The sequence below is a fragment of the Bradyrhizobium mercantei genome, assembly GCF_001982635.1.
Classification (GTDB): domain Bacteria; phylum Pseudomonadota; class Alphaproteobacteria; order Rhizobiales; family Xanthobacteraceae; genus Bradyrhizobium; species Bradyrhizobium mercantei.
On the sequence record NZ_MKFI01000006.1, the window covers coordinates 616,395 to 642,940 of the forward strand.

Consider the following 26,546-nt stretch of genomic DNA (forward strand, 5'->3'; position numbering starts at 1 on the left):
AAGCAGTTTTTTCTCTCGTCGCTGCGCTCCGGTCTCTCGGTCCCCTCCCCCCTTGCGGGGGAGGGTCAGGGAGAGGAGTGCCACACGACGGACTCTATCCGTGCAAACCAACGCAACGTACGGCCGAGATTGCGATGGCGAGGTTCCTATCGACGATCTCGCCCGGGGCCACCCCTCTCCCCCGCCCTCCCCCGCAAGGGGGGAGGGAGCGCAACGGTTGCGCGGCAGATCCTCGGCTCCCACGATGGATCTGTCGCATGAGCGCGTTGGCCGCACTGATCCGCCGCGACATCCGGATTGCGCTGCGTGTCGGCGGTGGCGCGCTGATCGGCGTGCTGTTCTTCCTCACCGTCACGGTGCTGATGCCGTTTGCGGTCGGTCCCGATCTGGCGCTGCTGTCGCGGCTCGGTCCCGCCATTCTCTGGCTCGGCGCACTGCTGGCGAGCCTGCTCACCCTCGACCGCCTGTTCACGGCCGACCATGAGGACGGCTCGCTCGACCTCATCGTGATGAGCCGGACGCCGCTGGAACTCGCCTGTGCGGCCAAGGCGCTGGCGCATTGGATCGCCGCCGGGCTGCCGCTGATCATCGCAACCCCGGTGCTCGGCCTGCTGCTCAATCTCGACGGCACGGCGACGCTCGCGGTTGCCGCGACCTTGCTGGCGGGAACACCGGCGCTGACCTTCACCGGCATGATCGGCGCGGCGCTGGCGGTGACGCTGCATCGCGGCGGGCTGCTGCTTGCGGTGCTGGTGCTGCCGCTGTCGATCCCGGTGCTGATCTTCGGCGTCGCGGCCTCGCAGGCGGCGATATCGGGGCCGTTGCCGTTTGGAACACCGTTCTCGATCCTCTGCGCGCTGTCGCTTGCGAGCCTCGTGATCGGCCCGTTTGCCGCCGCCGCGAGCCTGCGGCACGGGCTGGACTGATCAAATCTCGCCGAGGGGAATTCGGCCGATTGCCTCGCTCACAACGGACGACTATCAGGGTGCCATGAAGCTGACCGAGACGCTGACCGACCTCGCCAATCCGACCAGGTTTCTGGCGCTGACCGCGCGCATCCTGCCTTGGCTCGCGGGCCTGACCGCGATCCTGCTCGCGATCGGGCTCTACCAGTCGGCAATGGCGCCCGACGACTACCAGCAGGGCGCCACGGTCAAGATCATGTTCATCCATGTGCCGAATGCGTGGCTGGCGATGTTCGTCTGGGGCGTGATGAGCGTGGCGGCGCTCGGCACGCTGGTGTGGCGGCATCCGCTCGCCGACGTCGCCGCGAAAGCCGCCGCGCCGATCGGCGCCGCCTTCACCTTCCTCGCGCTCGTCACCGGCTCGCTATGGGGCCGGCCGATGTGGGGCACCTATTGGGAGTGGGACGCGCGGCTGACCTCGGTCTTGATCCTGTTCCTGATGTATCTCGGCCTGATGGCGCTGTGGCGCGCAGTCGAGGACCCCTCGCGCGCGGCGCGGGCGGCGGCGGTGCTGACGCTGGTCGGCGCGATCAACATCCCGATCATCAAGTTCTCGGTCGACTGGTGGAACACGCTGCATCAGCCGGCCTCGGTGTTTCGCGCCGGCGGGCCGACGCTCGACAAGGCGTTCCTGTGGCCGCTGCTGGTGATGGCGATCGCGTTCTCGCTGTTGTTCATCACCTTGCACCTGGCCGCAATGCGCAACGAGATCCTGCGCCGGCGCGTGCGCAGCCTGCAGATGATGCAGGCCAGCCGCGTCACGTTTACGAACGAGGCGAGCAGTGGTTCGGGTGCAGGCAACGCATCCAACGAAATCGGAGCGGCATGACGATGTCGCTTGGTCCCTACGCCTCCTTCATCGTGATGTCCTATGTGCTGGTCGCAGCCGTCGTGCTGCTGTTGATCGTCTGGATCATCGCCGACTATCGCCGACAGCAGGCGCGTCTCAAGGAGATCGAGGCCAGCGGCGTCACCCGCCGCTCCGGCCGCAGCGCCGCGGATATCAGATGACCGAGCAGGCGACCAACAGCCCGCCGCAAGCCCGCCGCCTGCTGGTGGTGCTGCCGCTGCTCGTTTTCCTTGGGCTCGCCGGGCTGTTCCTGCTGCGGCTCTATGGCGGCGATCCCTCGAAAATTCCGTCAGCTTTGATCGGACGTCCGGCGCCGCAGACCGCCCTGCCCGCGCTCGACGGGCTCGTGAAGGACGGCGCGCCCGTCCCCGGTCTCGATCCCGCCGCCTTCAAGGGCAAGGTCTCGGTCGTCAATGTCTGGGCGTCCTGGTGCGTACCCTGCCATGACGAAGCGCCGCTGCTAACCGAACTCGGGAAGGACAAGCGCTTCCAGATCATCGGCATCAACTACAAGGACTCGCCGGAGAACGCGCGGCGCTTCCTCGGCCGCTACGGCAATCCGTTCGGTATCGTCGGTGTCGACGGCAACGGCCGCGCCTCGATCGAGTGGGGCGTCTATGGCGTACCCGAGACCTTCCTGGTCGGGCGCGAAGGCACCATCGTCTACAAGCTGGTCGGCCCGGTGACGCCAGAGAACGTCAACACCGTGCTCAAGGCCGAGATCGAGAAGGCGCTGCGCGCCGGACAGTAAGCGCACCGTCATTCAGCGGTGCCGTGAACCGCTGGTGAACGGCGAGCGAAAATGCCTGCGGCAAAATACTTCGACAGGTTTATCTGCGGTTCATTTCGCGGCCACGGCAGCGCCACGAACGCAACCGCAACTCAGCAGCGTTGACATCAACGTTCCTCTGGAGGGGACATATGCGCAAGACCACGTTCGCTTCACTTCTCGCCACCGCGCTTACGCTCGGGATGCTGACGGCTACACCGTCGATGGCCCAGAGCGTTCAGCCGGCCACGCCCGCCACCAAGTCGGAGACCGGCAAGATGGCGCCGGCGCCGAAGACGGCGGCACCCGACTTGAAAACGACGGGAATGGCGAAAGACGATCTGCTCGACATCAACAGCGCCAGCTCCGACCAGCTCGACGCGCTGCCCGGTGTCGGCAAGGCCTACTCGGCCGCGATCATCAAGGGCCGCCCCTATAAGGGCAAGGATGAACTGGTGCAGAAGAACATCCTGCCGCAGGCGACCTACGACAAGATCAAGGACAAAATCGTTGCCAAGCAGAAGAGCTGAGCTCTGAAGCATGATCCGGAAAAGTGCGAAGCGGTTTTCCCTCGCGACAAACGCGAAGCGTTTGCGCGGAGATCATGCTCAAACAAGAAACCAAAGCGCGATGACGATTCAACCCAATCTCATCGCGCTTTGAGACCTCGAACGCAGCGCGGCGCAATTGCCCGCGCTGCGTTTCGATCTACTTCCGCAGGTCGCCGGCGTCCGCTTCGCTGGTCTCCAGCGAGACCGGCTCCAGGTGATAGCGCTTGGTCAGCGGCATCTGCGCGATCGCGAAGATCATGGTCAGCGGCGTCACGCCGAACACCTTGAAGTTCACCCAGAAATCCGTCGTCTGCGTGCGCCAGACGATCTCGTTGAGGATGGCCATGCCGGCGAAGAACAGCGCCCAGCGCATGGTCAGGATGCGCCAGCCCTGCGGCGTCAGGTTGAACATCTGGTCGAACATCACGGCGATGAAGGACCGGCCGAACAGCAAGCCGCCGCCGAGCACGGCCGCGAACAGGCCGTAGATGATGGTCGGCTTGACCTTGATGAAGGTCTCGTCGTGCAGCACCAGTGTCAGGGTGCCGAACACCAGGACGATCGCACCGGTCACCAGCGCCATGATCGGCACGTGCCTGGTCACCACATAGGATGCGATCATCGCCGCCACGATCGCCACCATGAACGCAGCCGTCGCGACGAACAGATGGTACTTGGCGTTGGCGACGAAGAACACGAGCAGCGGCCCGAGCTCTGTCGCGAGCTTGAACAGCGGATGCGGCTGGGTCTTGTCCATTAACCCTCGGTGTTGGTTTGAGGCATGATTTTCGAGGTCATGCCTCGATCCCGGCAATCGCCTTGGCAAAATCCTTCGCCGTGAAGGGCGCGAGGTCCTCGACGCCTTCGCCGACGCCGATGAAATGCACCGGGAGCTTGTGCTTCTCCGACAGCGCGACGAGGATGCCGCCGCGCGCGGTGCCGTCAAGCTTGGTCATCACGAGGCCGGTGACGCCTGCCGTACGATGAAACGCCTCGACCTGCGACAGCGCATTTTGTCCCACCGTGGCGTCGAGCACGAGCAGCACCGCGTGCGGCGCCGTCGCATCGACCTTCTTGATGACGCGCACGACCTTCTCGAGCTCGTTCATCAGCTCGGACTTGTTCTGCAACCGCCCTGCGGTGTCGATCAGCAGCACGTCCCGCCCCTGCTCCTTGGCGGCGGTCAGCGCGCTGAAGGCGAGGCTTGCCGAATCCGAGCCCTGCGCGCCTGCGATGACCGGCGACTTGGTGCGCTCGCCCCAGACCTTGAGCTGCTCGATCGCCGCGGCACGGAAGGTGTCGCCGGCGGCCAGCATCACCTTGCGGCCCTCGGCGGAAAATTTCGCGGCCAGCTTGCCGATGGTCGTGGTCTTGCCGGAGCCGTTGACGCCGACGACCAGGATGACGAAGGGCTGCTTGGCGGTATCGATCTCCAGCGGCCTCGCCACCGGCGACAGCACCTTCTCGACCTCGGTCGCAACCACGTCCTTGACCTCGTCGGCCGAGATCGCCTTGTCGTAGCGGCCCTTGCCGACCGCCTCCGCGATGCGGACCGCGACATCGGTGCCGAGGTCGGCGCGCAGCAGCACATCCTCGATCTCATCGAGCATGGCCGAATCGAGCTTGCGCTTGGTGACGAGGTCTGCGACCGCGGTCCCGATCGAACTCGAGGTCCGCTTCAGGCCGCCCTTCAGCCGCTGCCACCAGCTCAGTTTTGGAGTTCCAGGAGTGGTATCGTTCATGGCGCGGCTGTGTTAGCCGTTTCGCCTCACAAACGAAAGTCTCGACGAATTGATCGATGTTCCCCAATTGACCGCGGAAGAAATCCTAGGGCGGGTGCTCCACCGCGACGGATTGATGCTGGTCATCGACAAGCCGGCGGGCCTGCCGGTGCATCGCGGCCCCAAGGGCGGGCCCAATCTGGAGGACTCGTTCGACGCGCTGCGGTTCGGCCTGCCGCGGCCGCCGGTGCTGGCGCATCGGCTGGACAAGGACACCTCCGGCTGCCTCGTCCTGGGACGCCACCGCAAGGCGACCGCCTCGCTCGGGCTGCTGTTCAAGCACAGCAAGATCTCGAAGACCTACTGGACCGTAGTCGAGGGCGGCCCCACCGAAGACGAAGGCACCATCGACATGCCGCTCGGCCGGCTCAACGCCGAGCGCGGCTGGTGGCAGAAGCCGGATCCGGACGGGCAGAAGGCGATCACCAACTGGAAGGTGCTGGGGCGCGGCGATGGCCTCGCCTGGCTCGCGATGGAGCCGGTCACGGGCCGCACCCATCAGCTGCGGGTGCATTCGTCGGCGATGGGCTGGCCGATCGTCGGCGACAATATCTATGGCAACGGGCCGCGCTTCGGCGAGCCGACCCTGCACCTGCATTCCCGCGCGATCGGCATCCCGATTTCCCGCAACAAGGACCCGGTGCACGTCGTCGCCCCGGCACCGGAGCACATGCAGGCGCGGCTCAAGGCCTGCGGCTGGAACGGCGAATGATCTCCGGAGTTTTACGGACCATTATCCTTTACGGAACATTCAGCCCCGTCCGATAGTCCTGCAGGCGGCTTAGAAAAAGCGCGCCGCGACGGCTCAGGACGAGCAATGCTGAATCATGGGCAAGCAATTGTCGACGAGGTCGAGGCTGCGATACGCGCCGGCTCCGCCGAAAAATGCATTGCCACGGCGAAGCGCGTCACCAGCCTTTTCCTCGCGTCCGCCGGCAGCTTCAACAGCGAGCAGGTCGAGCTGTTCGACAATGTGCTCGAGCGTCTGGTGAAGACCATCGAGTTGCGAGCGCTGGCCGACATCAGCGCCCGAATGGCGCTCACCGACATCAGCGAGCAGCTCGCGCCGGTTGCCCAGGCGCCGCCCGCGATCATTCGCCGTCTCGCCAGCAATGACGAGATCAGGATCGCCAGGCCGGTCCTGCAGGAATCGTCGCGGCTCAGCGCGGACGATCTGGTCGAGATCGCGCAGACCAAGAGCGAGCAGCATCTGCTCGCCGTCTCCGGCCGCTGGTGGCTGAAGGAGGTCGTCACCGACGCACTGCTGGCGCGCCGCTTCGCGAGCGTGAGCCACCGCCTGGTCACCAATCCCGGCGCCAAGGTGTCGCCGGACGGATTTGCCGTTATCCTGGCGCAGGCCGAGCACGATCCGGTGCTTGCGGTCGAGACCGGCATCCGCGCCGACCTGCCGTCGGAGCTTCGCCTCCAGCTCCTGCGCCGCGCGACCGAAGAGGTCCGCGGCCGCCTGCTGGAACGCGCGCCGCCATACCTGTTCGAGGAGATCCGGCACGCGATCGCCGCGGTCGCCGCCGGCGTCGAGCGCGACATGTCGCAGGTCCGCGATTTCACCGCAGCCAGGCGCCACGTCGCCAGGCTGAAGGACAGCGGCGACCTCAATGAGGCCGCCCTGCTCGGCTTCGCCAGACAGCGAAAATATGAAGAGACCGTCGTTGCGCTGGCGGACCTTGCGCAGTCGAGCATCGAGGTGATCCGCTCACTGATGCAAAGCCTGCGCAGCGAGGGACTGCTGGTGCCGTGCCGGTCGGCAGGCCTGAGTTGGGAGACCACCGCCGCGGTGATGGAATGCCGCTATATGAGCGGCTCCATGGGACCCGTCGAGCTTGCCAAAGCGAAGAGCCAGTTCACGAAACTGACCCGCGAAAACGCCGATCGCCTGCTGCGGTTCTGGCAGGTCCGCGCGGTGCACCCTGCAAGGCCGGGCGGACGCGCTCATTGAGTGCGGGGCGTGAGTCCACGGCTCTTCCCACGCGTCGTCCTGGCGAAAGCCAGGACCCATAACCACCGCATTGGATCATGAACGGGATCGTGGCCCCAGCGTCGCACAACAATGACCGGCTGGGGTAATGGGTCCTGGCTTTCGCCAGGGCGACGGAGATGAAGTCTCAGCGGTCTTATGCAACGAGGCGTGAGCCATCGTGACCGGCCACGGTCAGCCGCCGCACCGCGCCCGGGGTATCGCCATCAATCGCAACCGGCAGGAAATGTTCGGTGCGGCCCTGCGTGCCGCTCTCGATCAGCACCTCGCGTGTCGCGCCGACTTCGGTGGCAAGCCGCCGCAGCAATGCGGCTTCGCCGGCCTCGCGGAGTCGTTTCGCGCGCTCCTTGATCGCCCCGCCCGCGACCTGCGGCATCCGTGCGGCCGGCGTGCCCGGACGGCGCGAATAGGGGAACACGTGCAGAAAGGTGAGATCGCATTCCTCGACCAGGTCGAGCGAGCGCCTGAACATCTCCTCGGTCTCGGTCGGAAAGCCCGCGATGATGTCGGCACCGAACGCGATGTCGGGCCGCAGCCGGCGCACCTGGACGCAGAAATCGATCGCGTCCTGGCGTGAGTGCCGGCGCTTCATCCGCTTCAGGATCATGTCGTCGCCGGATTGCAACGACAGATGCAGATGCGGCATCAGCCGCGAATCGTCGGCGATGACGTCGAGCAAATCACGGTCCGCCTCGATCGAATCGATCGATGAGATGCGCAGCCGCTTCAGCTCGGGCACATGGCGCAGGATCTGACGGGTCAACTGGCCGAGCTTCGGCGCGCCCGGCAGGTCGGCGCCATAGCTCGTGAGATCGACGCCGGTCAGCACGATCTCGGCATGGCCGCGCGCGACCAGCGTCCGGACCTGATCGACCACCGCGCCCATCGGCACCGAGCGCGAATTGCCGCGGCCATAAGGGATGATGCAGAAGGTGCAGCGATGGTCGCAGCCGTTCTGCACCTGCACGAACACCCGCGGCAGGCCGCGCTCGAAGCCGTCGAGCAGATGCGGCGCCATCTCGGTCACCGCCATGATGTCGGCGACCGCGACCTTCTCGGTCGCATCGATGCCGAACGGCGCGGCGAACGCAGCGTGCGTCGCGCGCCAGGCGTCGCCACGCATCTTCTCGTCATTGCCGACGACGCGATCGACCTCGGCCATCTCGGCGAACATCTGGCTTTGCGTCTGCGCCGCGCAGCCGGTGACGACGATGCGCGCCGCGGGGCGTTCGCGCTTCAACTTGCGGATCGACTGCCGCGCCTGCGCCACCGCCTCATTGGTGACGGCGCAGCTATTGATGACGATGGTGTCGGAAAGCCCGGCCTGCTCGGCCTCGCGACGAATCACCTCGGATTCGAATGCGTTGAGGCGGCAGCCAAAGGTGACGACGTCGACGCCCATGGCAATTAAGCCACGCTGGCGAACAGCGCCGGATCGAAGCGGCCCTCATATTCGAAATCGGCGGTGCCGGTCATCAGCACGTGATCGTCGCGCTCGCGCCACTCGATGCCGAGCTTGCCGCCGGGCAGCGTGATCTCGACGATGCGGTTGGCACGCTTCAGCCGCGCCGCCGCGACCGCGGTCGCACAGGCTGCCGAGCCGCAGGCCCTGGTGAGGCCGGCGCCACGTTCCCAGGTGCGGATCGTGATGTGGTCGCGATCGACGATATGGGCGAGCGTGATGTTGGCGCGCTCCGGGAAGATCGGATGGTTTTCCAGCAGCGGCCCGAAACGTTCGAGGTCGTAGGCGTTGACGTCATCGACCCAGAAGACCGCGTGCGGATTGCCCATCGAGACCACCGAGGGCGAATGCAGCACCGGATTGTCGATCGGCCCGACCTGCAGCTCGATGTAACGGGTGTCGCGAAACTCCTCAGCCAGCGGAATGTCCTGCCAGCCGAACTTCGGCGCGCCCATGTCGACGGTGTAGAGATCGGGCGCCGGTCCCTGCCAGCAATTGAGCAGGCCGGCGCGGGTCTGGAACGTCGCCGTGGTCTGGCCGGTCTTCTCGAAGATCCGCCGTACGACGCAGCGCATGCCGTTGCCGCAGGCCCCGGCCTCCGAGCCGTCATTGTTGTAGATCGAGATGAACGCTTCGGTGCCGTCGAGCCGCGGCGGCTGCAGCACCATCAGCTGGTCATAGGGCACGCCACCGGCCGGCGACGCCACGGCGCGCGCCTCCGCCGCCGAGATTACTGCCTTGGAATCGCGCAGGTCGACGACGACGATCTCGTTGCCGATACCGTTCATCTTGGCGAATGCATGATTGGCGAGCGCGCTCATCGATTTTCCCAAATTCTGCCCGGTTATATGGCGAGTGGTGGCTAATTGGCCAGTCTGAATGGCCCTATGACACATCTGTCATGGGACGAATGCAGAACTCGCGTGTTAGGAATATCGCACCTCGCGGACCGCGCGCCGGGACAGCGGCCGTTCGAGGAAGGGGATGGAGAAAAACCAATGAACCGTATCAACACGCTCCGCGCGGCTTTGGTCGCGCTGCTCCCTTTGGCGGCGATCGCACTGGCAAGCCCGGCGCCTGCCCAGTCGCCATCCGCCTCGCCGGCCCCCGCCGCGAGCCCGAGCCCGACGCCCGCCCCGACCCCGTCGGCAACGCCGGTGCCGCCGCCGGCCGAGACCAAATCACCGGCCGACAGCCCCGCCGCGTCGCAGACCCCGGCGCCGCCGCCGGCCGCCCCGGTGCAGACCGCCGATCCGTTCGGCGAGCCGTTCACGCTGGAGCCGAAGAAGGTCGTGATGCTGAAGGGCACGGCGAACTGGGATTCGGCCTTCGACGCGCTGATCGAGGCGTTCAAGCAGCTCACCGCCCTGCTCGACAAGGACGGCATCAAGGCATCGGGCAACCCGATGATCGTCTACACCTCGACCGACGACACCGGCTTCACCTTCATCGCCGAAATCCCGGTCGACCAGGACGCCAAGAACCTCGGCAAGAACATGAGCATGGGCAACTCGCCCGACGGCAAGGCGCTGAAGTTCGTCCATCGCGGTTCCTACGACAACATGGACAACACCTATGAGGCGATCACCAATCACCTCGACGACAAGAAGCTCGAAGCCAAGGACACCTTCATCGAGGAATACATCACCGATCCGCTGAAGACCGCCGAAGACAAGCTTGTGATCAACGTCTACGTACCCCTGAAGTGAACCAGATGACCTATCGCCTTGCCCTTGGCCTTCCCCTTGGCCTCCCCCTCGCCGCCGCCGTTATCACAACCACGCTGCTGGCTGCGCCCGCACTGGCCAACGACGACTTTCCGCCGGCGATCTCGGTCACCGGCGAGGCCACCGTATCGGCGGCGCCCAACCAGGCGCAGCTTGACGCGGGTGTCACCACCGACGGCAAGACCGCACGCGAGGCCACCGAAGCCAACAATGTGACGATGGGCAAGGTGCTGGCCGCGCTGAAGGGCGCCGGGATCGCGGAGAAAGATTATCAGACCTCGCGGCTGTCGCTGCAGCCGCAATTCGCCAACCGCGCCTCGTCGTCGCCGAACGCCCCGCCCAGCATCGTCGGTTACCACGCGAGCAACCGTGTCACGATCCGACTGCATGACGTGAGCAAGGTCGCTGGCGTCATCGACGTGCTGGTGGGCGCCGGCGCCAATGACATCGGCGGACTCAATTTCTCGGTGTCGCAGGCCTCGAAGTTGCTCGATGACGCCCGTGAAAAGGCTGTTGCCGACGCCCGCCGTAAGGCCGAGATCTACGCCAAGGCCGCGGGCGTCACGCTCGGTGCGCCGTTGAATATCGCAGAGGTCGGCTCGGCACCGGTCCCGGTGTTCCGCGCCAAGATGGCCACGGCCGGATTCGCGGCGCCCACGCCGGTGGCGCAGGGCGAGGAGACGCTGACGGTCAATGTCAGCGTCTCCTGGGCGATCAAGGGCAATCAATAAATCCAGATGTCGTCCCGGCGAAGGCCGGGACCCATAACCCCAAATATTGATTGTTGCGCGACGCTGGGGCCACCCTTCCGTTCACAACCAAACTCGGTGGTAATGGGTCCCGGCCTTCGCCGGGACGACACCTCTTAAATCTCGAACACCTGGCCCGGCTTCAGCGTCAAAAACCTCTCGCGCGGCACCTTGGCTGCATCGAGCGCTTGGCCGAGCGCGATCGCGGGCGCGTCGATTGCCTCGTCGGTTAGCTGGAACGTGCCGTGGTGATGCGCCAGCGCTTGGGCCGCGCCGCAATCGGCCAGCGCCTTCACGGCATCCTCCGGATTCATGTGCTGGTCGCGCATGAACCAGCGCGGCTCGTAGGCGCCGATCGGCAGGATCGCGAGCCTTAAGGGTCCGTGCGCCTCGGCAACCCGGCGGAAATGCCGGCCGTCGCCATAGCCGGAATCGCAGACGATGTAGAGCTTGCCGGCCGGCGTCTCCAGCACGAAGCTCGCCCACAGCGCCTTGTTGCGATCGAACAGGCCGCGCGCCGACCAGTGCCGCGTCGGCACCAGCGTCGCGGCAACGCCGCCTCCGAGTTCGACGCGTTGGTGCCAGTCGAACGCCTCGGCCTTGATCGCGGCATCGGCGGCACGCATCGTGACATCGTTGCCGAGCGGCGTGATCACGCGCGGCGCAAATGCGGCATTGAGCTTCGACAGCGTCGCGACGTCGAGATGGTCGTAATGGCCGTGCGACACCAGCACGACGTCGATCCGGGGCAGCTTGTCGAAAGCAATGCCGGGATCGTTGTGCCGCTTGGGACCTGCGAAGCTGAACGGCGAGGCGCGCATCGACCAGACCGGATCGACCAGGATGTTGAGGCCGGTGGTCTGGATCAGCCAGCTGGCGTGCCCGACGAAGCAGAACCGCACTTTGTCGCCATCGACCCGGGGCGGCGGCGTATCGGCATAGGGGCTCGGCGCCCATTCCGGCCAGACCGCCCGCTTGCGGCCGCCGCCGAACTGCCAGCGCAGCACCTCGCCGAGCGACTTCGGCGGCGAGCCGTCGGGGTCGAAGAAGTGCAGGCCGTCGAAGTGATCCGAGACGGGGCCGTCGTAGGTTTTCATGGTAGTCATCCAGATCGAGGGCACGCCGAGCGCGGCGGCGGCTCCGGTCAAGGTTGCGAGAACGCGGCGGCGGGTGATGGGCAAGCGGGTTCCCGAATAGGAGGCAGGCTCCGCTTATATGGGTGGCGGTGGCGAATTCGGAACCGACACGGCAAATCCATACAATTTCAGATACTTACGTCATAACCCGCGCGAATTGCGGCGAAACTTTCCTTGACTTTGCCTCCCCGGCAGCGTTTAACGCCGCCACTTTCTCGGAAAGCTCCGTCTTTTCGACCCGCCGACTGGTCCTGGAGACCAGAGGCCAACGCCCGACAGCGCGATGCGCCCTCGGGCGCGAAAGTGTTTGGACCATCGTCTTGGTACGCCGTCTTGGCACGGTGCCGAGGCGGACTATGTGGTCATCACGCGCAAACGCGCGGGGATGGCCCGAAGCGAGTGGCGCGCTCACGGGCGCAACGAAGGACAACGGCATTGTTCGACAATCTGTCGGAACGGCTTGGTGGCATTCTCGATCGTCTGACGGGGCGCGGCGCGCTGACCGAAAAGGACGTCGATGCCGCGATGCGCGAGGTGCGCCGCGCGCTGCTCGAAGCCGACGTCGCGCTCGAGGTGGTCCGCAGTTTCATCGACCGGGTCCGCGAGCAGGCGATCGGCGCCACCGTCGTCAAGTCGGTGACGCCGGGCCAGATGGTGGTCAAGATCGTCCATGACGAGCTGGTCGCCACGCTCGGCTCCGACGGCCAGACCATCGACATCAACTCCGTGCCCCCGGTGCCGATCATGATGGTCGGCCTGCAAGGCTCCGGTAAGACCACCACCACCGCCAAGCTCGCGCGCCGCATGGTCCAGCGCGACAAGCGCAAGGTGCTGATGGCCTCGCTCGACGTCTACCGCCCGGCGGCGATGGAGCAGCTCGCGGTGCTCGGCCGCGACCTCGACATTCCGACGTTGCCGATCGTCGCCGGTCAGATGCCGCCGCAGATCGCCAAGCGCGCGCTGGAGGCCGGCAAGCTCGGCGGCTACGACGTGGTGCTGCTCGACACCGCCGGCCGCACCACGCTCGACGAAGACATGATGAAGGAGGCGGCCGAGATCAAAGCCGCCGCCAACCCGCATGAAGTGCTGCTGGTGGCGGACAGCCTCACCGGCCAGGATGCGGTCAACCTCGCGCGCTCGTTCGACGAGCGCGTCGGCCTCACCGGCATCGTGCTGACGCGCGTCGACGGCGACGGCCGCGGCGGCGCCGCGCTGTCGATGCGCGCGGTCACCGGCAAGCCGATCAAGCTGATCGGTACCGGCGAAAAGACCGACGCGCTGGAGGATTTCCATCCGAGCCGCATCGCCGGCCGCATCCTCGGCATGGGCGACGTCGTCTCGCTGGTCGAGAAGGCCGCCGCCAATATCGACGCCGAGAAGGCCGCGCGCACCGCCGAGCGGATGCGCAAGGGTCAGTTCGACCTCAACGACATGCGCGAGCAGCTGCAGCAGATGGCCAACATGGGCGGCATCGGTGGCCTGATGGGCATGATGCCCGGCATCTCCAAGATGAAGAACCAGATCGCGGCGGCCGGCATCGACGACAAGATCCTGAAGCGCCAGGTCGCGATCATCGATTCGATGACGCGGCAGGAGCGCAAGAACCCGGATCTCCTGAAGGCGAGCCGCAAGAAGCGCATCGCGGCCGGCGCCGGCCAGAGCGTCGAGCACGTCAACAAGCTCCTGAAGATGCACCGGAACATGGCCGACATGATGAAGGCCATGGGAAGCGGCAAGCGCGGCCCGCTTGCCGGCATCGCGCAGGCGATGGGCTTTGGCGGCGGCATGAAGCCCCCCTCGGCCGAGGAGATGAAGGCGATGGCCGAGAAGATGCAGGGCGGCGCCGGCGGCGGCCTGCCGAACCTGCCGAAGGATTTGCCCGCAGGACTGCGCGGCGGATTGCCGAACGTGCCCGGCCTGACCGGGCTTTCCGGCAAGCCGATGCTGCCGGGCCTCGGCGGCTTCCCGGGCAAGAAGAAATGAGGAATTCGTCGCGACGGCTCCGATGCCGGCGCGGCGCGGAATACCAATCAACCGAACACACCGTACTTTTAAGGAGAACTAGATGTCCGTTGTTATCCGCCTCGCTCGCGCAGGCACCAAGAAGCGTCCGGTCTATCACGTCGTCGTCGCCGACTCGCGCTTCCCGCGCGATGGCCGCTTCATCGAGCGTCTCGGCCACTTCAACCCGCTGCTGCCGAAGGACAACGAGGCCCGCCTGAAGCTCGACATGGACAAGGTGAAGGCCTGGCTTGCCAAGGGCGCGCAGCCGTCGGATCGCGTGACCCGCTTCCTCGATGCCGCCGGCGTCAAGAAGCGCGCGCCGCGCAACAATCCCGAGAAGGCCGTGCCGCGCAAGGAGCGCAAGGCGCAGGCCGAAGCCGCCGCCAAGGCATAGACTGAACGGCGACCACGGTGGCTGCACCGGTCTGTGTCGCCCGTATCGGCGCTGCGCATGGTGTGCGCGGCGCCGTCCGGCTGTGGACCTTCACCGAAGATCCGCTGGCCGTGAAGGACTACGGCCCGCTGATGACCAAGGACGGCTCGCGCCAGTTCGAGGTCACGCATGCGCGCGAGGCCAAGGACCATCTGGTGGTGACGCTGAAGGGCGTCGCCACGCGCGATGATGCCGAACGGCTCAACGGCATCGAGCTCTACGTGCCGCGCGACCGGCTGCCGGAAACCGACGACGGCGAATATTACCACACCGACCTGATCGGGCTCGCCGCGGTGACGACGGCAGAGCAGCCGCTCGGCAAGGTGATCGCGATCCATAATTTCGGCGCCGGCGACATCATCGAGATCGCTCCGCCGCAGGGCGCGACGATGCTGCTGCCCTTCACCAACGCCGTGGTGCCGACGGTCGATCTCGACGCCGGCCGCGTGGTGATCGAGCTGCCGCAGGAGATCGACGGCGACGATCCGTCGGCAGCCTGATCGAGAAAATCTTCAACCAGTCGCCCGGCCCTGCTGCTCCAGCCAGTCGCAGAACACCGCGCTGTGCGGATCGTTGCTGCGGCCCGCCGGGAAGTAAGCGAAGTAGCTGCGCGCCGGCAGGCTGACGTCCGGAAACGGCGTCACCAGACGCCCGGCGGCCAGATCGTCGGCGATCAGCGCCGTCGGGCCCATCGCGACGCCGAGCCCATCCAGCGCGGCCTGGATGGTCAGATAGAAATGATCGAAGGTCAGCGCGGCCTTCGGCTCCAGCGCGGAATGCCCGGCCTCGGTGAGCCAGTCACGCCACAACCGCGGCATCGACGTGACATGCAGCAGCGTGTGCTTTGAGAGATCCGCGATCTCACGGAGCGGCTGTTGCTCAAGCAGCGACGGATTGCACACCGGCAATCTCCGCTCCGACACCAGGAAGCGCGACGAGAAGCCGTGGAAGGTATCGGGCCCGCCGCGGATCACAACGTCGAATGATTCAGGCAGCGCGTCCACGGGATCGTTCGACGTGCTCAAGCGCACCTCAATGTCCGGATGCTCGGCACGAAACCGGCTCATCCGCGGCAACAGCCAGCGCAGGCTGAAGGTCGCGAGCGCATTGACGCGCAACACCGCGACCGCTGTATCGTCGCGCCGCGCGCGATGCTGCTGCACGGCGGCCGAGATCCGGTCGAGCGCCGGCGCGAATTCCGCAAGCAAGGCCGCGCCCGCCGGCGTCAGCACCACGCGGCGAACCGAGCGCCGGAACAGCGCCGGCGCGCCTAGCCATTCCTCGAGCAGCCGGATCTGCTGGCTGACCGCGCCATGGGTCACGCTGAGCTCGGCGGCGGCTTCCTTGAAGCTGCCGAGCCGCGCCGCGGCCTCGAAGGCGCGGACCGCATTGAGCGGCGGCAGGCTACGGCGTGGGACGAACATGATCCCCCAATACCAGATTTTCTAACGCATGATCCGATTATTACTGATTTGTGACAGCAGCCCAAGCGGCGCATATTGCCAGGCAAGCCACTCACATAGTTCTATTTTCTGAGGCGCGCCTCCGATGCCCTTCCGTTCAAACTTTAGATTTTCTTGCGCCAGAGGCTGGCGATGAGCGTGTCCGTGGAAGCCGGCACCTCCCATCCCGCCGACGGCCGGGCGACCCGCACGCTGACGGTGACCGGGCTCAACCACGCCCTCCACGACGGCTACACCGACCTGATCTACGTGCTGCTGCCGGTCTGGCAGGCCGAATTCGCGCTGAGCTATGGGCTGCTGGCGCTGCTGCGCGGGCTCTATGCCGGGGCCATGGCCGGCTTGCAGATTCCGGTCGGGCGCATCGCAGAGCGGATCGACGGCAAGATCATCCTGATCGCAGGCACGGCGCTGTCGGCGCTCGGCTATGTGTGCGCCGGATTCTCCGGCGGCGTCATCGGCCTCGGCCTCGCGCTCGCACTGTCAGGCGCGGGCTCGAGCACGCAGCATCCGATCGCATCGGTCGCGGTGTCGCGTGCCTATGGCACGGCGGCGCGTGGGCCGCTCGGCATCTACAATTTCTCGGGCGATCTCGGCAAGGCCGCGATCCCGGCTGCAACCTCTATCCTGCTCGTGATCATGTCGTGGCGGCACGCGCTGCTCGTGCTCGCGTTGGCAGGCTTGCTCGTCGCAGCCTGCATCGCGCTCTGGATGCCGCCGGTCGGCAAGGGTGCCGAGCACAAGGCGGCGGCATCACGCAGCGAAGGCACAGGCGGCGGCTTTCCCTGGCTGCTCGCGATCGGAATTCTCGACACCGCGGTCAGGATGGGGTTCCTCACCTTCCTGCCGTTCCTGTTGCGCGACAAGGGCGCCGCGCTGCCGACCAACGGCCTTGCGCTGGCGCTGGTCTTTATCGGCGGCGCGGCAGGGAAATTCACCTGCGGCTGGCTCGGCGCGCGGGTCGGCACGCTGCGCACCGTCCTGATCACCGAAGGCGGCACGGCGGTGCTGATCGTTGCCGTGCTGCTGTTGCCGCTCGCACCAGCCATTGTGCTGCTGCCGCTGCTCGGCGTGATGCTCAACGGCACGTCATCGGTGCTCTATGGCACGGTGCCGGAGCTGACGCCGGCGCATCAGGCCGAGCGCGCCTTCGCGCTGTTCTACACGGGGACGATCGGATCAGGCGCGATCGCGCCCGTGCTCTATGGCCTGCTGGGCGATGCGCTCGGCCCGACGCTCGCCACCGCGGCGACCGCACTCACGGCACTGGCGATCTGTCCGCTTGCCGTCGCGCTGGCGCAGCATCTCAAGGACGAAGCCGCCGCGCGCCGCGCCGGCGCCTGACGGCAGGCGCAGCCAACTTTGCAGCGTCGGTCTGGCGCCGTCCCTGCTGCGCAATACATAATCCGTTGCGTCGATGGGGACGACCAACGGAAAGCACAACCATGACAAGCACCCACAAGGCCTGGCGGCTGCACGCCCACAATGATCTGCGCTTCGAGGATGTCGCGACGCCGAGGCCGGAGCCCGATGGCGTCGTGGTCCGGATCGAAGCCGGCATGGTGCTGTCCTATACCAACAAGCTCTTGTCCGGCGCGCTGCCCTACAGCCTTCCGCCGATGCCGTTCGTGCCGGGCACCAACGCGATCGCGCGTGTCGTCGCCGTCGGCGACAACGTCTCGCATGTGCGGAGCGGCGACCGCGTATTCCTCAGTCCGCATCTGCGCGGCGACGTTCCGGATCGCGATCCGCCGCAGATCCTGATCGGCCTCACCGCAACGGTGACGACGCCGGAGGCGCTCGCCTTGCAGGCGCGCTGGCGCGACGGCGTATTCGCCGAGATCGCGCACTGGCCGGCCGCCTGCGTCACGCCGCTTGCCAATCTCGACGACACGCCGGCGACCGAACTGATCGGGCTGGCCAAACTGATCGTGCCGTTCGGCGGCTTGCAGCGCTCCGGCCTGCGCGGCGGGCAGACCATCATCATCAACGGAGCCACCGGCTATTTCGGTTCGGGCGGCGTGATGCTCGCAGTCGCGATGGGCGCAGGCCGCGTCGTCGCCGTCGGCCGCAAGGAGGCCGCGCTCGAGCAATTGCGCGATACATTCGGCCCGCGCGTCATTCCCGCTGTCGTCAGCGGCGATGCCGCAGCCGATCTGCAGACCATCCGCCGCGCCGCCGGCGGCAGCGCCGATGTCGCGCTCGATCTGCTCGGCGCCGCCAAGAGCACCTCGACGACGCTCTCCTGCCTGCGCGCGCTCCGGCGGGGCGGCCGGCTGGTGCTGATGGGCAGCGCCGAGGTGCCGCTTGAGCTCTCGTTCCGCGAGATGCTGGCCAACGACTGGGAGGTGGTCGGGCAGTTCATGTACGACCGCACGGCGCCGGGCCAGCTCGCCGGCCTCGCCGCGGAGGGCCTACTCGATCTGCGCAGGATCAATGTCGTGACCTTTGCGCTTGCCGACTTCCGCCGCGCGGTGGACGCGGCCGCCATGATGCAGAGCCTCGATCTCACGGCCGTGGTGCCGTAACCCGCAATCAGAGTGTCACATTAAATTTAGGCAAGGTCGCAGCCGGGCTGCGGACAGGTGCTTGCACCCCTTTTGGGGTTCAGGCACGCTAGGGTTGTTTGGACAAGCCTTACACCAACCTTACACGACGCTGGATTTCGTCCATCGTTGATTTCCTGGGTATCAGAGACATTCAATGTTGCGCAGCACCGTCTTCGCGACCATCGGCCTCCTTGCCGCGGTCGGTCCCCTTTCCGCCCAGACCCCAGCCCAATCGCCCCCGGCGGCTCCACCGCCGGCGGCCGCCGAAGCACCGAACGCCCCGGAGCCGATGGAAGACGTTCAGACCGGTGATCACTGGACCTACCAGCTGCGGGACGACATCACGGGGGAGATCAAGTCGACCATCACCAACACCGTAACCGACGCCTCGGCTTCCGAGATCAACATCCGGTTCTCGCTGCTTGGGAATCCGCAGGTCGGCTACCAGACATTTGACCGCAGCTGGAATCTGACGAACAGCGGCATCTGGCGTTTCTCACCCAATGACGGCACCGGGATTCGGGCCCCGCTCACGGTGGGCAAGAGCTGGTCACTCAAAAACACCGCGCTCAATACCAAGGCCGGCAACAATCTGAAGCGTTCCGGGACTGCCAAGGTCGTCGCACAGGAAAGCATCACGACCAGTGCCGGCACGTTCGACACGTTCAAGATCGAAATCTCCCTTCAGGAAGAGAACGCCGCCGATCCGACCAAGAAGCTGCAGATGGTGCAGCAGACCTGGTACGCACCGGCGATCGATCACTGGGTGAAGCGCAGCACGGTCATGCGTTCGGACGGAAATGTCCGGGACAAGACCACGGTGGAGCTGGTCGAGTATGGCCGCCGCTAGCTCCGCCGATCAATCCATGCGCCAAACAGACCACGCCGGTCGCTGGCAGCGTTCACAAGGGATGGCAATGCTTCGCTACGCCGTAATCGGGATGATCGGCCTGTTCGCCAGCCAGGCCATGGCGCAACAAGCAGCAGGTGGCGCCGAAGCGTCACCTCCGCCGGCTTCGACCGCCAAACCGGTCGTCGCAATGGAGCAGCCATTGCCGGGCGACAATTGGACCTACGAAGTGCGGGACGAAATCACGGGAAAGGTCGGCGCGACCCGCGAGATCGTGATCACCGAGGTCACACCCGCGGACATCAGTGCGCGCTCCAAGGATCTGGTCTCCTCCAGGACGATCCCCATCGTCTATGACCGGTCCTGGAATTTGCTCGTCTCCGGGGACTGGAAGTACTCACCCCATGACGGCACGGGAATCCAGACGCCGCTCGCCGTCGGCAAGACCTGGAGCTCTCGAACCAACAGCCTCAACACCGCAGGCGGCTCTGCCTGGACCCGGACGGGCAATGCAAAAGTCGTGGCCCAGGAAAGCGTGACCACGAAGGCCGGCACGTTCGAGACGTTCAAGATCGAAGCCAAATTTTCGAGCCGCAACGTCAAGGACCCAACCAGGGCCAGCGAGCTGACGACGGAAACCTGGTACGCCCCCGCGATCGACCATTGGGTCAAGCGCGTAGAGGTCATTCGCATCGACAAGCGCCTGCAGAGCAACAACACGCTCGAGCTCGTTGCATACGGCCGGAAGTAGGCCTGGAAGCAAGTAGGCTAGGAAGACCGAGCAAAGCGCTTCGGTTCTGAATAATCAGAACCGAAGCGCGCTCTCTTCACGCGAACCGTCCGCCTCCGCTTGAACACGCTCATGGCCCCGTCCGGCATCGAGACGGTTGCCATTTGACGACATCGGCCGGACACGTCATTGGAACGCGATGACCTCCCAGGCGACGATCTGGCGCGCGACCGTGCTGACGCTGTTCCCGGACATGTTTCCGGGGCCGCTCGGCGTGAGCCTGGCCGGCAAGGCGCTGGCTTCAGGCCTCTGGTCGCTGGAGGCGCGCGATATCAGGGCGGCGGCGACCGACAAGCACCGCAGCGTCGACGACACGCCGGCCGGCGGCGGCCCTGGCATGGTGCTGCGGGCCGATGTGCTGGCGGCGGCGATCGACGCCGCTGAGATCGCGCCTGACCGCCCACGCCTCCTGATGAGCCCGCGGGGTCGGCCATTGACCCAGAGCCAGGTCATGGAACTCGCGGCCGGGTCCGGCCCGCTGATCGTGTGCGGCCGTTTCGAGGGCATCGACCAGCGGGTGATCGAGGCCAGGGGCCTCGAGGAGGTCTCGATCGGCGATTATGTGCTTTCCGGCGGCGAAATCGCCGCGATGGCGCTGATCGACGCCTGTGTCCGCCTGTTGCCGGGGGTGATGGGCAAACAGGCCTCGGGAACCGAGGAGAGTTTCTCCGAAGGACTACTGGAATACCCCCAATACACCCGCCCGCAGGAGTTCGAGGGCCGGCAAATCCCGGAAATCCTGATTTCCGGCGACCACGCCAAGGTCGCGGCCTGGCGATTGGCTCAGGCCGAGGCCTTGACGGCGGCCCGGCGGCCCGACCTCTGGGCCCGGAAGCCCAGCCAAAAACCCGCTCCGCGACGGACAAAAAACAAGACAGACGGGTGACAAACCCTGCGCTTTGCCTTATAGGCACGGCCTAATCCGCACACGCGCAGGATAGATGGACGTTTGCGCAGCCCCCATACAGGCTGGGCGCGCCGCCGATGGAGATTTCGATGAACCTTATTCAGCAGCTCGAAAAAGAGCAGTTCGACAAGCTTGCCGCCACCAAGGAAATCCCGGAATTCGGCCCCGGCGATACCGTCATCGTCAACGTGAAGGTGGTCGAAGGCGAGCGTACCCGCGTGCAGGCCTATGAAGGCGTTTGCATCGGCCGTTCCGGCCAGGGCCTCAACGAGAGCTTCACCGTGCGCAAGATCTCCTACGGCGAAGGCGTCGAGCGCGTCTTCCCGGTGATGTCGCCGATGATCGACTCGATCAAGGTCGTGCGCCGCGGCAAGGTGCGTCGCGCCAAGCTCTATTACCTGCGCAACCTGCGCGGCAAGTCGGCCCGCATCGTCGAGAAGCAGGACCGCCAGACCGCGGTCGGCGAGTAATCCATCCCGCAAAGGGACGTGACGAAGAGCGCGGGGCAGGCCCCGCGCTTTTTTGTTGCGGCATACCTATCTGACGTGCAGGCCCGCGCATCGATCGATTGTCGCGGGCGCGAGCCCTGTGTTAGAAATTTAGAATGGTTCCGGATCAAGCAAGCCAGCGCTGCCAGCGCGTCGTGATCGACGATCGCTCGCGGCTGCCCGGCCGCTTCTTCGGGCGCTTCGCGACGTCGGCAACGTCTGAGCTTAGACGCGCAGCGTAACGCTGCCTGGACGCCTTCGCCTGCTCGCGCGCTCACGACGCGCTCAACGCCATTCACCACTGAATTTCTTCTGGAGCTGAAGCTCATGTCCAAACCGACCACGCTGTACGACAAGATCTGGAACGACCATCTGGTCCACGAGGCCGAGGACGGCACCTGCCTGCTCTATATCGACCGCCATCTGGTGCACGAGGTGACCTCGCCGCAGGCGTTCGAAGGGCTGCGCGCCGCCGGCCGCAAGGTGCATGCGCCCGAGAAGACGCTCGCCGTTGTCGACCACAACATCCCGACCACCGACCGCTCGAAGCCGAACCCCGACCCCGAGAGCATCGAGCAGATGCGGGTGATGGCGGAGAACGCCAAGGAATTCGGCATCGAGTATTACAACGAGTTCGACAAGCGCCAGGGCATCGTCCACGTCATCGGCCCGGAGCAGGGTTTTACGCTGCCCGGCACCACCATCGTCTGCGGTGACAGCCACACCTCGACGCATGGCGCGTTCGGCGCGCTCGCGCACGGCATCGGCACCTCCGAGGTCGAGCATGTGCTGGCGACGCAGACGCTGATCCAGAAGAAGGCCAAGAACATGCGCGCGATCGTCGACGGCAAATTGCCTGAAGGCGTGACCGGCAAGGACATCATCCTGGCGATCATCGGCGAGATCGGCACCGCCGGTGGCACCGGCTACGTGCTGGAATATGCCGGCGAGGCGATCCGCGCGCTGTCGATGGAAGGCCGCATGACGGTCTGCAACATGTCGATCGAAGGCGGCGCGCGCGCCGGCCTGGTGGCGCCCGACCAGAAGGCGTTCGACTTCCTGCGCGATCGTCCGAAGGCGCCGAAGGGCGCGGCCTGGGATGCCGCGATGCGCTACTGGGAGACGCTGCGCTCCGACGAGGGCGCGCATTTCGACCACGAGCTGCGGCTGGATGCCGCCAAGCTGCCGCCGATCGTGACCTGGGGCACGAGCCCCGAGGACGTCATCTCGATCACCGGCTTCGTGCCGGATCCGGACAAGATCGCGGACGAGGCGAAGCGGCTCTCCAAGCATCGCGCGCTGAAATACATGGGCCTGACCGCCGGCACCAAGATCACCGACATCAAGCTCGATCGCGTCTTCATCGGCTCCTGCACCAACGGCCGCATCGAGGATTTGCGCGCCGCGGCGAAGATCGCCGACGGCAAGACCGTCAACGCGCATGTCAACGCGATGATCGTGCCGGGCTCGGGCATCGTGAAGGAGCAGGCGGAAGCCGAAGGCCTCGACAAGATCTTCATCAAGGCCGGCTTCGAATGGCGCGAGCCGGGCTGCTCGATGTGCCTGGCGATGAACCCGGACAAGCTGAAGCCGGAAGAGCGCTGCGCCTCGACCTCGAACCGCAACTTCGAGGGCCGCCAGGGCTTCAAGGGTCGCACCCATCTGGTGTCGCCCGCGATGGCCGCGGCCGCCGCGATCGCTGGCCACTTCGTCGACGTCCGCGACTGGCGGTAAGCGAAGTTTTCGCCTCAAGCTCGAGCCGTTTCGGAAACGGCTCGTTAACGGGGCGCCCGCACACTACCTCCTTGCGAAAACAAGCCTTCGCAAGGAGCGTGTGCCGTGGCCGATAAACCCGAATTCGTCGACATGATCAGCGACGCGACGCGCCAGAAGCGCCGTCGTGCAGTCACGCGCATCATTGATCCGCTTCCGGAGGTGAAGGAGACCTCGCGCCTCAGCCACTGGCCGCCGGACCGCTGGACGCAATGGCGGATCGAAAACCTGACGCCGTGGAAGATCAAGCCCTGGAAGCTGAAGAACTGGGACTAGCCCGCTCTCCAGCGAGAACGATCTGACAAAACGGGCGCCGCTTGGCGCCCGTTGCCATTTCAGGCCTTACCAATAGCCATACGGCCGCCAATGATGACGGTGGTGCCACCATGGGCGGCAGATCCGGCGCGGCCCGTAATAGGTCCAGACGACCCGGCAGCGGCGGTGATGGTAATAGGCCGGGTAATAGTAGGACGATCCATAGAAGTAGCGCCGGTGATGGAAGTGCCGGCGGTAGCCGTAGCGGTAACCGCCGCCATAGAAGCGGTGATAGCCGCCGTAGTGTCGATGGAAGCCGCCATAGCGATAGCCGCCGCCATGGAAGCCGCGGAAACCGCCGCCGTGGAAGCCACCGCGGTGAAATCCGCCACCATGGAAGCCGCCGCCACGGAAACCACCGCCGTGAAAACCTCCACCACCGTGGCCGCCGCCACCGCCATGTCGAACCTGGGTCGTCATGGCATCGGTCGCAAATTTGGCCGCAGGCGCTGTGCCCGGGCTCGCCAGCGACAGCGCGTCGGCGCGTTGCTGCGAGGCGATCGACAATGCGAAGACCGCAGCCGCCGCGACGCCGAGACGGCGCACCAGTCCGCGCCGCAAAGTGCTCTCCTTCATCTCTGAACCTCCCTGGCAACAGCAATGACAGCCGCGCTGCATGGCAGGCGGTCTCATTGCGTTCATTGCAGTCGCTCCCGGCATGACGCTAAAAATGCGCGACTGAATGCGCCATGAACGCGCAACGCGCATGCGACGAAAAGTCCGGAGGGAATGCCAGTGACTGTCTATGTGATCGTGCAACTGAAGATGACCGATCGCGCCGCCTATGATCGGTACCAGGCGCGCTTCTTCGCCGTGTTCAGGAAATTCAACGGACGGCTGCTGTCGGCCGACGAGCAGCCTGCGGTGCTCGAAGGCAGCTGGGATCGCGACAAGCTGGTGCTGATGTCGTTCCCTGACGAAGCTGCATTCCGCGCCTGGTCGGAATCGCCCGAATACGTCGAGATCTCCAGGGACCGCAAGGCCGGCGCGCAGGGCATCGTGCTGCTGGCGAAGGGGTTTACACCCTGATGCCGTCAACCGGTTACCGCGTGAACCCTTTGCTAAGGGTTGGTGGCTAGGGTTAACGGACAATCAATCAGAAAATTCAGGACTACTTCGGTTTCCGTGACGTGGCCAGCAGGCCAGGTCGCGGCATCGCGTCCTCACATGTGGCTCGTCGGCCGGTGGACCGGTGGATTTCAGCAGCATGATCGTGGGACCAGAAATGACTTTCAAGTTTCAGAATTTGCCCATCATCGCCAAGATCGCGGTACCCGCGGCCATCGTCGCCCTGGTCGCGATCGGCATCGTCGTGGAGGCCTCGCTGGCTCTGAGCCAGTTGTCGGTGACCGCGTCCGGCCTCGTGGACGGCAACGCCCGGCGCGTGGAGTACAGCCTCGAAGCCGAGAGCAATTTCAACAGCGCCGCCGTCAGCGAGAAGAATGTCATCCTCTCTGCCTCCGACACCAAGGCGATCGCCTCCAACATCGAAGCCTACACCAGGGCGACGGATGCGACGCTTGCCGCCGTCGACCGCCTGGCGTCGGTCACGGCTGACGCCGCGCAGCATCAGCTGATCGAGACGCTGCGCCGCGCGGTCAAGGACCGCCGCGAGGCCAGCGCCAAGGTGTTCGAGCTGGTGACCGCGGGCAAGCTCGAGGATGCCTTCGCTTATTCGCGCAACGTCGCGGCCAAGCATCGCCAGACCGCGATGGAGGCCGTCGCGAGCCTGATCGATGCCAATGTGAAGGGCATGCAGGCCGCGCGCGACCAGGGCATCGCAACCGCCGACCAGACCCGCCTGCTGCTGCTGTTCGGCGCCGCAGCCGGGCTGCTCTGCGCGTTCACGATCCTGGCCTGGATCGCGTTCAGCCAGATCGCGCGGCCGCTGTCGCACATGACGGAGGAGATGACGAAGCTCGCCGAGGGTGATCTCGACATCGCCGTCGTCGGCGACGACAGGAGCGACGAGGTCGGCGGCCTCGCCAAATCGCTGCGCGTGTTCAAGGAGAACGCGATCACGGCGCGCCGCCTCGAAGCCGAACAGCGCGAGGAGCAGTTGCGCAAGGAGGCCCGGCAGCGCGCCGTCGAGGGTCACATCGCGACCTTCGATCATCAGATCTCGGAGGCGCTGAATGCCCTGACCGCAGCCTCGACCGAGATGCACGCGACCGCCGGCAGCATGTCGACCACCGCGGAGGAAACCAGCCGGCAGGCAACCTTCGTCGCGACCGCATCCAACGAAGCCTCGGCCAATGTCCAGACCGTTGCGGTCGCGACCGAGGAGTTGCACGCCTCGATCAGCGAGATCACGCGGCAGGTGACGCAGGCGGCGCAGACGGCAAGAGCGGCGGTGGACGAGACCGACCGCACCAACGCGACCATCGAGAGCCTTGCTTCGGCGGCGCAACGGATCGGCGAAGTGGTCTCGCTGATCCAGAACATCGCATCGCAGACCAATCTGCTGGCACTGAACGCAACGATCGAGGCGGCGCGCGCCGGCGAGTCCGGAAAGGGCTTTGCGGTCGTCGCCAATGAGGTGAAGGCGCTCGCCACCCAGACCGCCAAGGCGACAGAGGACATCTCCTCCCAGATCGCGGCGATCCAGCAGGAAACCGGCCAGGCCGTCGATGCGATCCGGACGATCGGCGGCACCATCGGGCGCATGAGCGAAATCGCGGCGGCGATCTCTGCCGCGGTCGAGCAGCAGAGCGCTGCAACCCGCGACATCGCGAAGAACATCCAGGAAGTCTCGCGCGGCACCAGCGAGGTGTCAGCCAATGTCGGCAGCGTCAACGAGGCCGCCACTGAAACCGGATCGGCGGCCACGCAGGTGCTGACGGCCGCCGACGATCTCAGTCATCAGTCGGCCACGCTGCGCAGCAACGTCAACGCATTCCTGGACAAGATCCGCGCGGCCTGACCGGATCAGGCGGCATCTGCTTGTGAAGGGCGGCGCCCGGTGATCGGAGCCGCCCTTTCGCTTACCAT

The 26,546-nt window shown here is 65.8% G+C and carries 29 protein-coding genes; 22 read left to right on the plus strand and 7 right to left on the minus strand.

The features are described 5' to 3' along the window. The first annotated feature begins 257 nt into the window (after positions 1–257). The 5 genes from ccmB (at position 258) to BI327_RS29530 (ending at position 3,114) form a co-directional block, all read left to right on the plus strand. Positions 258–926, plus strand: coding sequence for a heme exporter protein CcmB (ccmB, locus tag BI327_RS29510; RefSeq protein ID WP_021078801.1), 669 nt, complete (start codon positions 258–260; stop codon positions 924–926). Between the two features lie 64 nt (positions 927–990). Beyond that, the gene (locus BI327_RS29515) at positions 991–1,794 is read left to right on the plus strand and encodes a heme ABC transporter permease (RefSeq protein WP_076864758.1); all 804 of its coding nucleotides are present in this window, start codon (positions 991–993) and stop codon (positions 1,792–1,794) included. Next, complete coding sequence (gene ccmD / locus BI327_RS29520; RefSeq protein WP_076864759.1) at positions 1,791–1,976, plus strand: heme exporter protein CcmD; 186 nt, start codon at positions 1,791–1,793, stop codon at positions 1,974–1,976. Before BI327_RS29515 ends, ccmD begins: the two co-directional genes overlap by 4 nt. Further along, a complete protein-coding gene (locus BI327_RS29525) occupies positions 1,973–2,566 on the plus strand; it encodes a DsbE family thiol:disulfide interchange protein (RefSeq protein ID WP_076864760.1) in 594 nt (197 codons plus the stop codon). Before ccmD ends, BI327_RS29525 begins: the two co-directional genes overlap by 4 nt. A gap of 170 nt (positions 2,567–2,736) precedes the next feature. Then, on the plus strand, positions 2,737–3,114 hold the full coding sequence (locus BI327_RS29530; RefSeq protein WP_076864761.1) for a ComEA family DNA-binding protein: 378 nt from the start codon (positions 2,737–2,739) through the stop codon (positions 3,112–3,114). A gap of 178 nt (positions 3,115–3,292) precedes the next feature. Here the strand turns inward: BI327_RS29530 and BI327_RS29535 are convergent, their stop codons facing one another. Together BI327_RS29535 and ftsY are read right to left on the minus strand one after the other, a co-directional pair. Beyond that, positions 3,293–3,892 (minus strand): septation protein A, encoded by a 600-nt coding sequence (locus tag BI327_RS29535; protein WP_076864762.1) that lies wholly within the window; start codon positions 3,890–3,892, stop codon positions 3,293–3,295. Positions 3,893–3,929: 37 nt separating this feature from the next. Further along, positions 3,930–4,877 carry a signal recognition particle-docking protein FtsY gene (ftsY, locus tag BI327_RS29540; protein ID WP_076864763.1) on the minus strand — a complete coding sequence of 316 codons (948 nt, stop codon included), beginning with the start codon at positions 4,875–4,877 and terminating at the stop codon, positions 3,930–3,932. 49 nt (positions 4,878–4,926) lie between these two features. Between ftsY and BI327_RS29545 the strand changes: the two genes are divergently transcribed. Both BI327_RS29545 and BI327_RS29550 read left to right on the plus strand, forming a co-directional pair. Continuing rightward, positions 4,927–5,628, plus strand: a complete 702-nt coding sequence (locus BI327_RS29545) for an RluA family pseudouridine synthase (RefSeq protein WP_076864764.1) — start codon at positions 4,927–4,929, stop codon at positions 5,626–5,628. Positions 5,629–5,733: 105 nt separating this feature from the next. Next, positions 5,734–6,873 carry a DUF2336 domain-containing protein gene (locus BI327_RS29550; protein ID WP_076864765.1) on the plus strand — a complete coding sequence of 380 codons (1,140 nt, stop codon included), beginning with the start codon at positions 5,734–5,736 and terminating at the stop codon, positions 6,871–6,873. A 175-nt stretch (positions 6,874–7,048) separates the two neighbouring features. Here the strand turns inward: BI327_RS29550 and mtaB are convergent, their stop codons facing one another. After that, positions 7,049–8,314, minus strand: a complete 1,266-nt coding sequence (gene mtaB, locus BI327_RS29555; RefSeq protein ID WP_076864766.1) for a tRNA (N(6)-L-threonylcarbamoyladenosine(37)-C(2))-methylthiotransferase MtaB — start codon at positions 8,312–8,314, stop codon at positions 7,049–7,051. Positions 8,315–8,319: 5 nt separating this feature from the next. Next, positions 8,320–9,195, minus strand: coding sequence for a diaminopimelate epimerase (gene dapF, locus BI327_RS29560; protein ID WP_076864767.1), 876 nt, complete (start codon positions 9,193–9,195; stop codon positions 8,320–8,322). A gap of 177 nt (positions 9,196–9,372) precedes the next feature. Between dapF and BI327_RS29565 the strand changes: the two genes are divergently transcribed. Then, the gene (locus BI327_RS29565; protein WP_076864768.1) at positions 9,373–10,083 is read left to right on the plus strand and encodes a GyrI-like domain-containing protein; all 711 of its coding nucleotides are present in this window, start codon (positions 9,373–9,375) and stop codon (positions 10,081–10,083) included. Positions 10,084–10,088: 5 nt separating this feature from the next. Further along, positions 10,089–10,832, plus strand: a complete 744-nt coding sequence (locus tag BI327_RS29570; protein WP_076864863.1) for an SIMPL domain-containing protein — start codon at positions 10,089–10,091, stop codon at positions 10,830–10,832. Positions 10,833–10,966: 134 nt separating this feature from the next. On the opposite strand, the gene BI327_RS29575 is transcribed toward BI327_RS29570, so the two are convergent. Further along, entirely contained in the window at positions 10,967–12,031 is a 1,065-nt protein-coding gene (locus tag BI327_RS29575; protein WP_076864769.1) for an MBL fold metallo-hydrolase, read from the minus strand. A gap of 390 nt (positions 12,032–12,421) precedes the next feature. Here BI327_RS29575 and ffh point away from each other — a divergent pair, with 390 nt between their 5' ends. The 3 genes from ffh (at position 12,422) to rimM (ending at position 14,923) form a co-directional block, all read left to right on the plus strand. After that, positions 12,422–13,969 carry a signal recognition particle protein gene (gene ffh, locus BI327_RS29580; RefSeq protein WP_076864770.1) on the plus strand — a complete coding sequence of 516 codons (1,548 nt, stop codon included), beginning with the start codon at positions 12,422–12,424 and terminating at the stop codon, positions 13,967–13,969. A gap of 82 nt (positions 13,970–14,051) precedes the next feature. Further along, entirely contained in the window at positions 14,052–14,384 is a 333-nt protein-coding gene (gene rpsP, locus BI327_RS29585) for a 30S ribosomal protein S16 (protein ID WP_050424979.1), read from the plus strand. A gap of 17 nt (positions 14,385–14,401) precedes the next feature. Next, positions 14,402–14,923, plus strand: a complete 522-nt coding sequence (gene rimM, locus BI327_RS29590) for a ribosome maturation factor RimM (RefSeq protein WP_076864771.1) — start codon at positions 14,402–14,404, stop codon at positions 14,921–14,923. 12 nt (positions 14,924–14,935) lie between these two features. Here the strand turns inward: rimM and gcvA are convergent, their stop codons facing one another. After that, entirely contained in the window at positions 14,936–15,847 is a 912-nt protein-coding gene (gene gcvA / locus BI327_RS29595) for a transcriptional regulator GcvA (protein ID WP_076864772.1), read from the minus strand. A gap of 171 nt (positions 15,848–16,018) precedes the next feature. On the opposite strand from gcvA, the gene BI327_RS29600 reads away from it, so the two are divergent. The 8 genes from BI327_RS29600 to BI327_RS29635 all read left to right on the plus strand — a co-directional run bounded on the left by BI327_RS29600 (position 16,019) and on the right by BI327_RS29635 (position 23,516). Further along, positions 16,019–17,227: an MFS transporter gene (locus BI327_RS29600; RefSeq protein WP_076864773.1), complete on the plus strand. Its 1,209-nt coding sequence runs from the start codon at positions 16,019–16,021 to the stop codon at positions 17,225–17,227. Between the two features lie 101 nt (positions 17,228–17,328). Beyond that, entirely contained in the window at positions 17,329–18,411 is a 1,083-nt protein-coding gene (locus BI327_RS29605; RefSeq protein WP_076864774.1) for a quinone oxidoreductase family protein, read from the plus strand. A gap of 175 nt (positions 18,412–18,586) precedes the next feature. Continuing rightward, complete coding sequence (locus tag BI327_RS29610) at positions 18,587–19,282, plus strand: TapB family protein (protein WP_076864775.1); 696 nt, start codon at positions 18,587–18,589, stop codon at positions 19,280–19,282. Continuing rightward, positions 19,269–20,033: a TapB family protein gene (locus tag BI327_RS29615; protein WP_143271708.1), complete on the plus strand. Its 765-nt coding sequence runs from the start codon at positions 19,269–19,271 to the stop codon at positions 20,031–20,033. Before BI327_RS29610 ends, BI327_RS29615 begins: the two co-directional genes overlap by 14 nt. Positions 20,034–20,211: 178 nt before the next feature. After that, the gene (gene trmD, locus BI327_RS29620) at positions 20,212–20,958 is read left to right on the plus strand and encodes a tRNA (guanosine(37)-N1)-methyltransferase TrmD (RefSeq protein ID WP_076864777.1); all 747 of its coding nucleotides are present in this window, start codon (positions 20,212–20,214) and stop codon (positions 20,956–20,958) included. A gap of 110 nt (positions 20,959–21,068) precedes the next feature. Further along, a complete protein-coding gene (gene rplS, locus BI327_RS29625; protein WP_028336277.1) occupies positions 21,069–21,449 on the plus strand; it encodes a 50S ribosomal protein L19 in 381 nt (126 codons plus the stop codon). A gap of 345 nt (positions 21,450–21,794) precedes the next feature. Beyond that, positions 21,795–23,201 (plus strand): 3-isopropylmalate dehydratase large subunit, encoded by a 1,407-nt coding sequence (gene leuC, locus BI327_RS29630; RefSeq protein WP_076864778.1) that lies wholly within the window; start codon positions 21,795–21,797, stop codon positions 23,199–23,201. A gap of 105 nt (positions 23,202–23,306) precedes the next feature. Further along, positions 23,307–23,516, plus strand: coding sequence for a hypothetical protein (locus BI327_RS29635; RefSeq protein WP_076864779.1), 210 nt, complete (start codon positions 23,307–23,309; stop codon positions 23,514–23,516). Positions 23,517–23,582: 66 nt separating this feature from the next. Here BI327_RS29635 and BI327_RS29640 read toward each other — a convergent pair whose 3' ends face one another. Beyond that, entirely contained in the window at positions 23,583–24,131 is a 549-nt protein-coding gene (locus tag BI327_RS29640; RefSeq protein ID WP_076864780.1) for a hypothetical protein, read from the minus strand. A 159-nt stretch (positions 24,132–24,290) separates the two neighbouring features. Between BI327_RS29640 and BI327_RS29645 the strand changes: the two genes are divergently transcribed. Together BI327_RS29645 and BI327_RS29650 are read left to right on the plus strand one after the other, a co-directional pair. Next, positions 24,291–24,584 carry a DUF1330 domain-containing protein gene (locus BI327_RS29645; RefSeq protein WP_076864781.1) on the plus strand — a complete coding sequence of 98 codons (294 nt, stop codon included), beginning with the start codon at positions 24,291–24,293 and terminating at the stop codon, positions 24,582–24,584. Between the two features lie 196 nt (positions 24,585–24,780). Continuing rightward, positions 24,781–26,478 carry a methyl-accepting chemotaxis protein gene (locus tag BI327_RS29650; RefSeq protein WP_076864782.1) on the plus strand — a complete coding sequence of 566 codons (1,698 nt, stop codon included), beginning with the start codon at positions 24,781–24,783 and terminating at the stop codon, positions 26,476–26,478. The last annotated feature ends 68 nt before the right edge of the window (positions 26,479–26,546 follow it).

Bases quoted from the DNA above. Each gene is read 5' to 3' on its own strand.
- ccmB (WP_021078801.1), top strand. From the start codon at position 258: ATGAGCGCGTTGGCCGCACTGATCCGCCGCGACATCCGGATTGCGCTG.
- BI327_RS29515 (WP_076864758.1), top strand. From the start codon at position 991: ATGAAGCTGACCGAGACGCTGACCGACCTCGCCAATCCGACCAGGTTT.
- ccmD (WP_076864759.1), top strand. From the start codon at position 1,791: ATGACGATGTCGCTTGGTCCCTACGCCTCCTTCATCGTGATGTCCTAT.
- BI327_RS29525 (WP_076864760.1), top strand. From the start codon at position 1,973: ATGACCGAGCAGGCGACCAACAGCCCGCCGCAAGCCCGCCGCCTGCTG.
- BI327_RS29530 (WP_076864761.1), top strand. From the start codon at position 2,737: ATGCGCAAGACCACGTTCGCTTCACTTCTCGCCACCGCGCTTACGCTC.
- BI327_RS29535 (WP_076864762.1), bottom strand. From the start codon at position 3,892: ATGGACAAGACCCAGCCGCATCCGCTGTTCAAGCTCGCGACAGAGCTC.
- ftsY (WP_076864763.1), bottom strand. From the start codon at position 4,877: ATGAACGATACCACTCCTGGAACTCCAAAACTGAGCTGGTGGCAGCGG.
- BI327_RS29550 (WP_076864765.1), top strand. From the start codon at position 5,734: ATGCTGAATCATGGGCAAGCAATTGTCGACGAGGTCGAGGCTGCGATA.
- mtaB (WP_076864766.1), bottom strand. From the start codon at position 8,314: ATGGGCGTCGACGTCGTCACCTTTGGCTGCCGCCTCAACGCATTCGAA.
- dapF (WP_076864767.1), bottom strand. From the start codon at position 9,195: ATGAGCGCGCTCGCCAATCATGCATTCGCCAAGATGAACGGTATCGGC.
- BI327_RS29565 (WP_076864768.1), top strand. From the start codon at position 9,373: ATGAACCGTATCAACACGCTCCGCGCGGCTTTGGTCGCGCTGCTCCCT.
- BI327_RS29570 (WP_076864863.1), top strand. From the start codon at position 10,089: ATGACCTATCGCCTTGCCCTTGGCCTTCCCCTTGGCCTCCCCCTCGCC.
- rpsP (WP_050424979.1), top strand. From the start codon at position 14,052: ATGTCCGTTGTTATCCGCCTCGCTCGCGCAGGCACCAAGAAGCGTCCG.
- gcvA (WP_076864772.1), bottom strand. From the start codon at position 15,847: ATGTTCGTCCCACGCCGTAGCCTGCCGCCGCTCAATGCGGTCCGCGCC.
- BI327_RS29600 (WP_076864773.1), top strand. From the start codon at position 16,019: ATGAGCGTGTCCGTGGAAGCCGGCACCTCCCATCCCGCCGACGGCCGG.
- BI327_RS29605 (WP_076864774.1), top strand. From the start codon at position 17,329: ATGACAAGCACCCACAAGGCCTGGCGGCTGCACGCCCACAATGATCTG.
- BI327_RS29610 (WP_076864775.1), top strand. From the start codon at position 18,587: ATGTTGCGCAGCACCGTCTTCGCGACCATCGGCCTCCTTGCCGCGGTC.
- BI327_RS29615 (WP_143271708.1), top strand. From the start codon at position 19,269: ATGGCCGCCGCTAGCTCCGCCGATCAATCCATGCGCCAAACAGACCAC.
- trmD (WP_076864777.1), top strand. From the start codon at position 20,212: ATGACCTCCCAGGCGACGATCTGGCGCGCGACCGTGCTGACGCTGTTC.
- rplS (WP_028336277.1), top strand. From the start codon at position 21,069: ATGAACCTTATTCAGCAGCTCGAAAAAGAGCAGTTCGACAAGCTTGCC.
- leuC (WP_076864778.1), top strand. From the start codon at position 21,795: ATGTCCAAACCGACCACGCTGTACGACAAGATCTGGAACGACCATCTG.
- BI327_RS29640 (WP_076864780.1), bottom strand. From the start codon at position 24,131: ATGAAGGAGAGCACTTTGCGGCGCGGACTGGTGCGCCGTCTCGGCGTC.
- BI327_RS29650 (WP_076864782.1), top strand. From the start codon at position 24,781: ATGACTTTCAAGTTTCAGAATTTGCCCATCATCGCCAAGATCGCGGTA.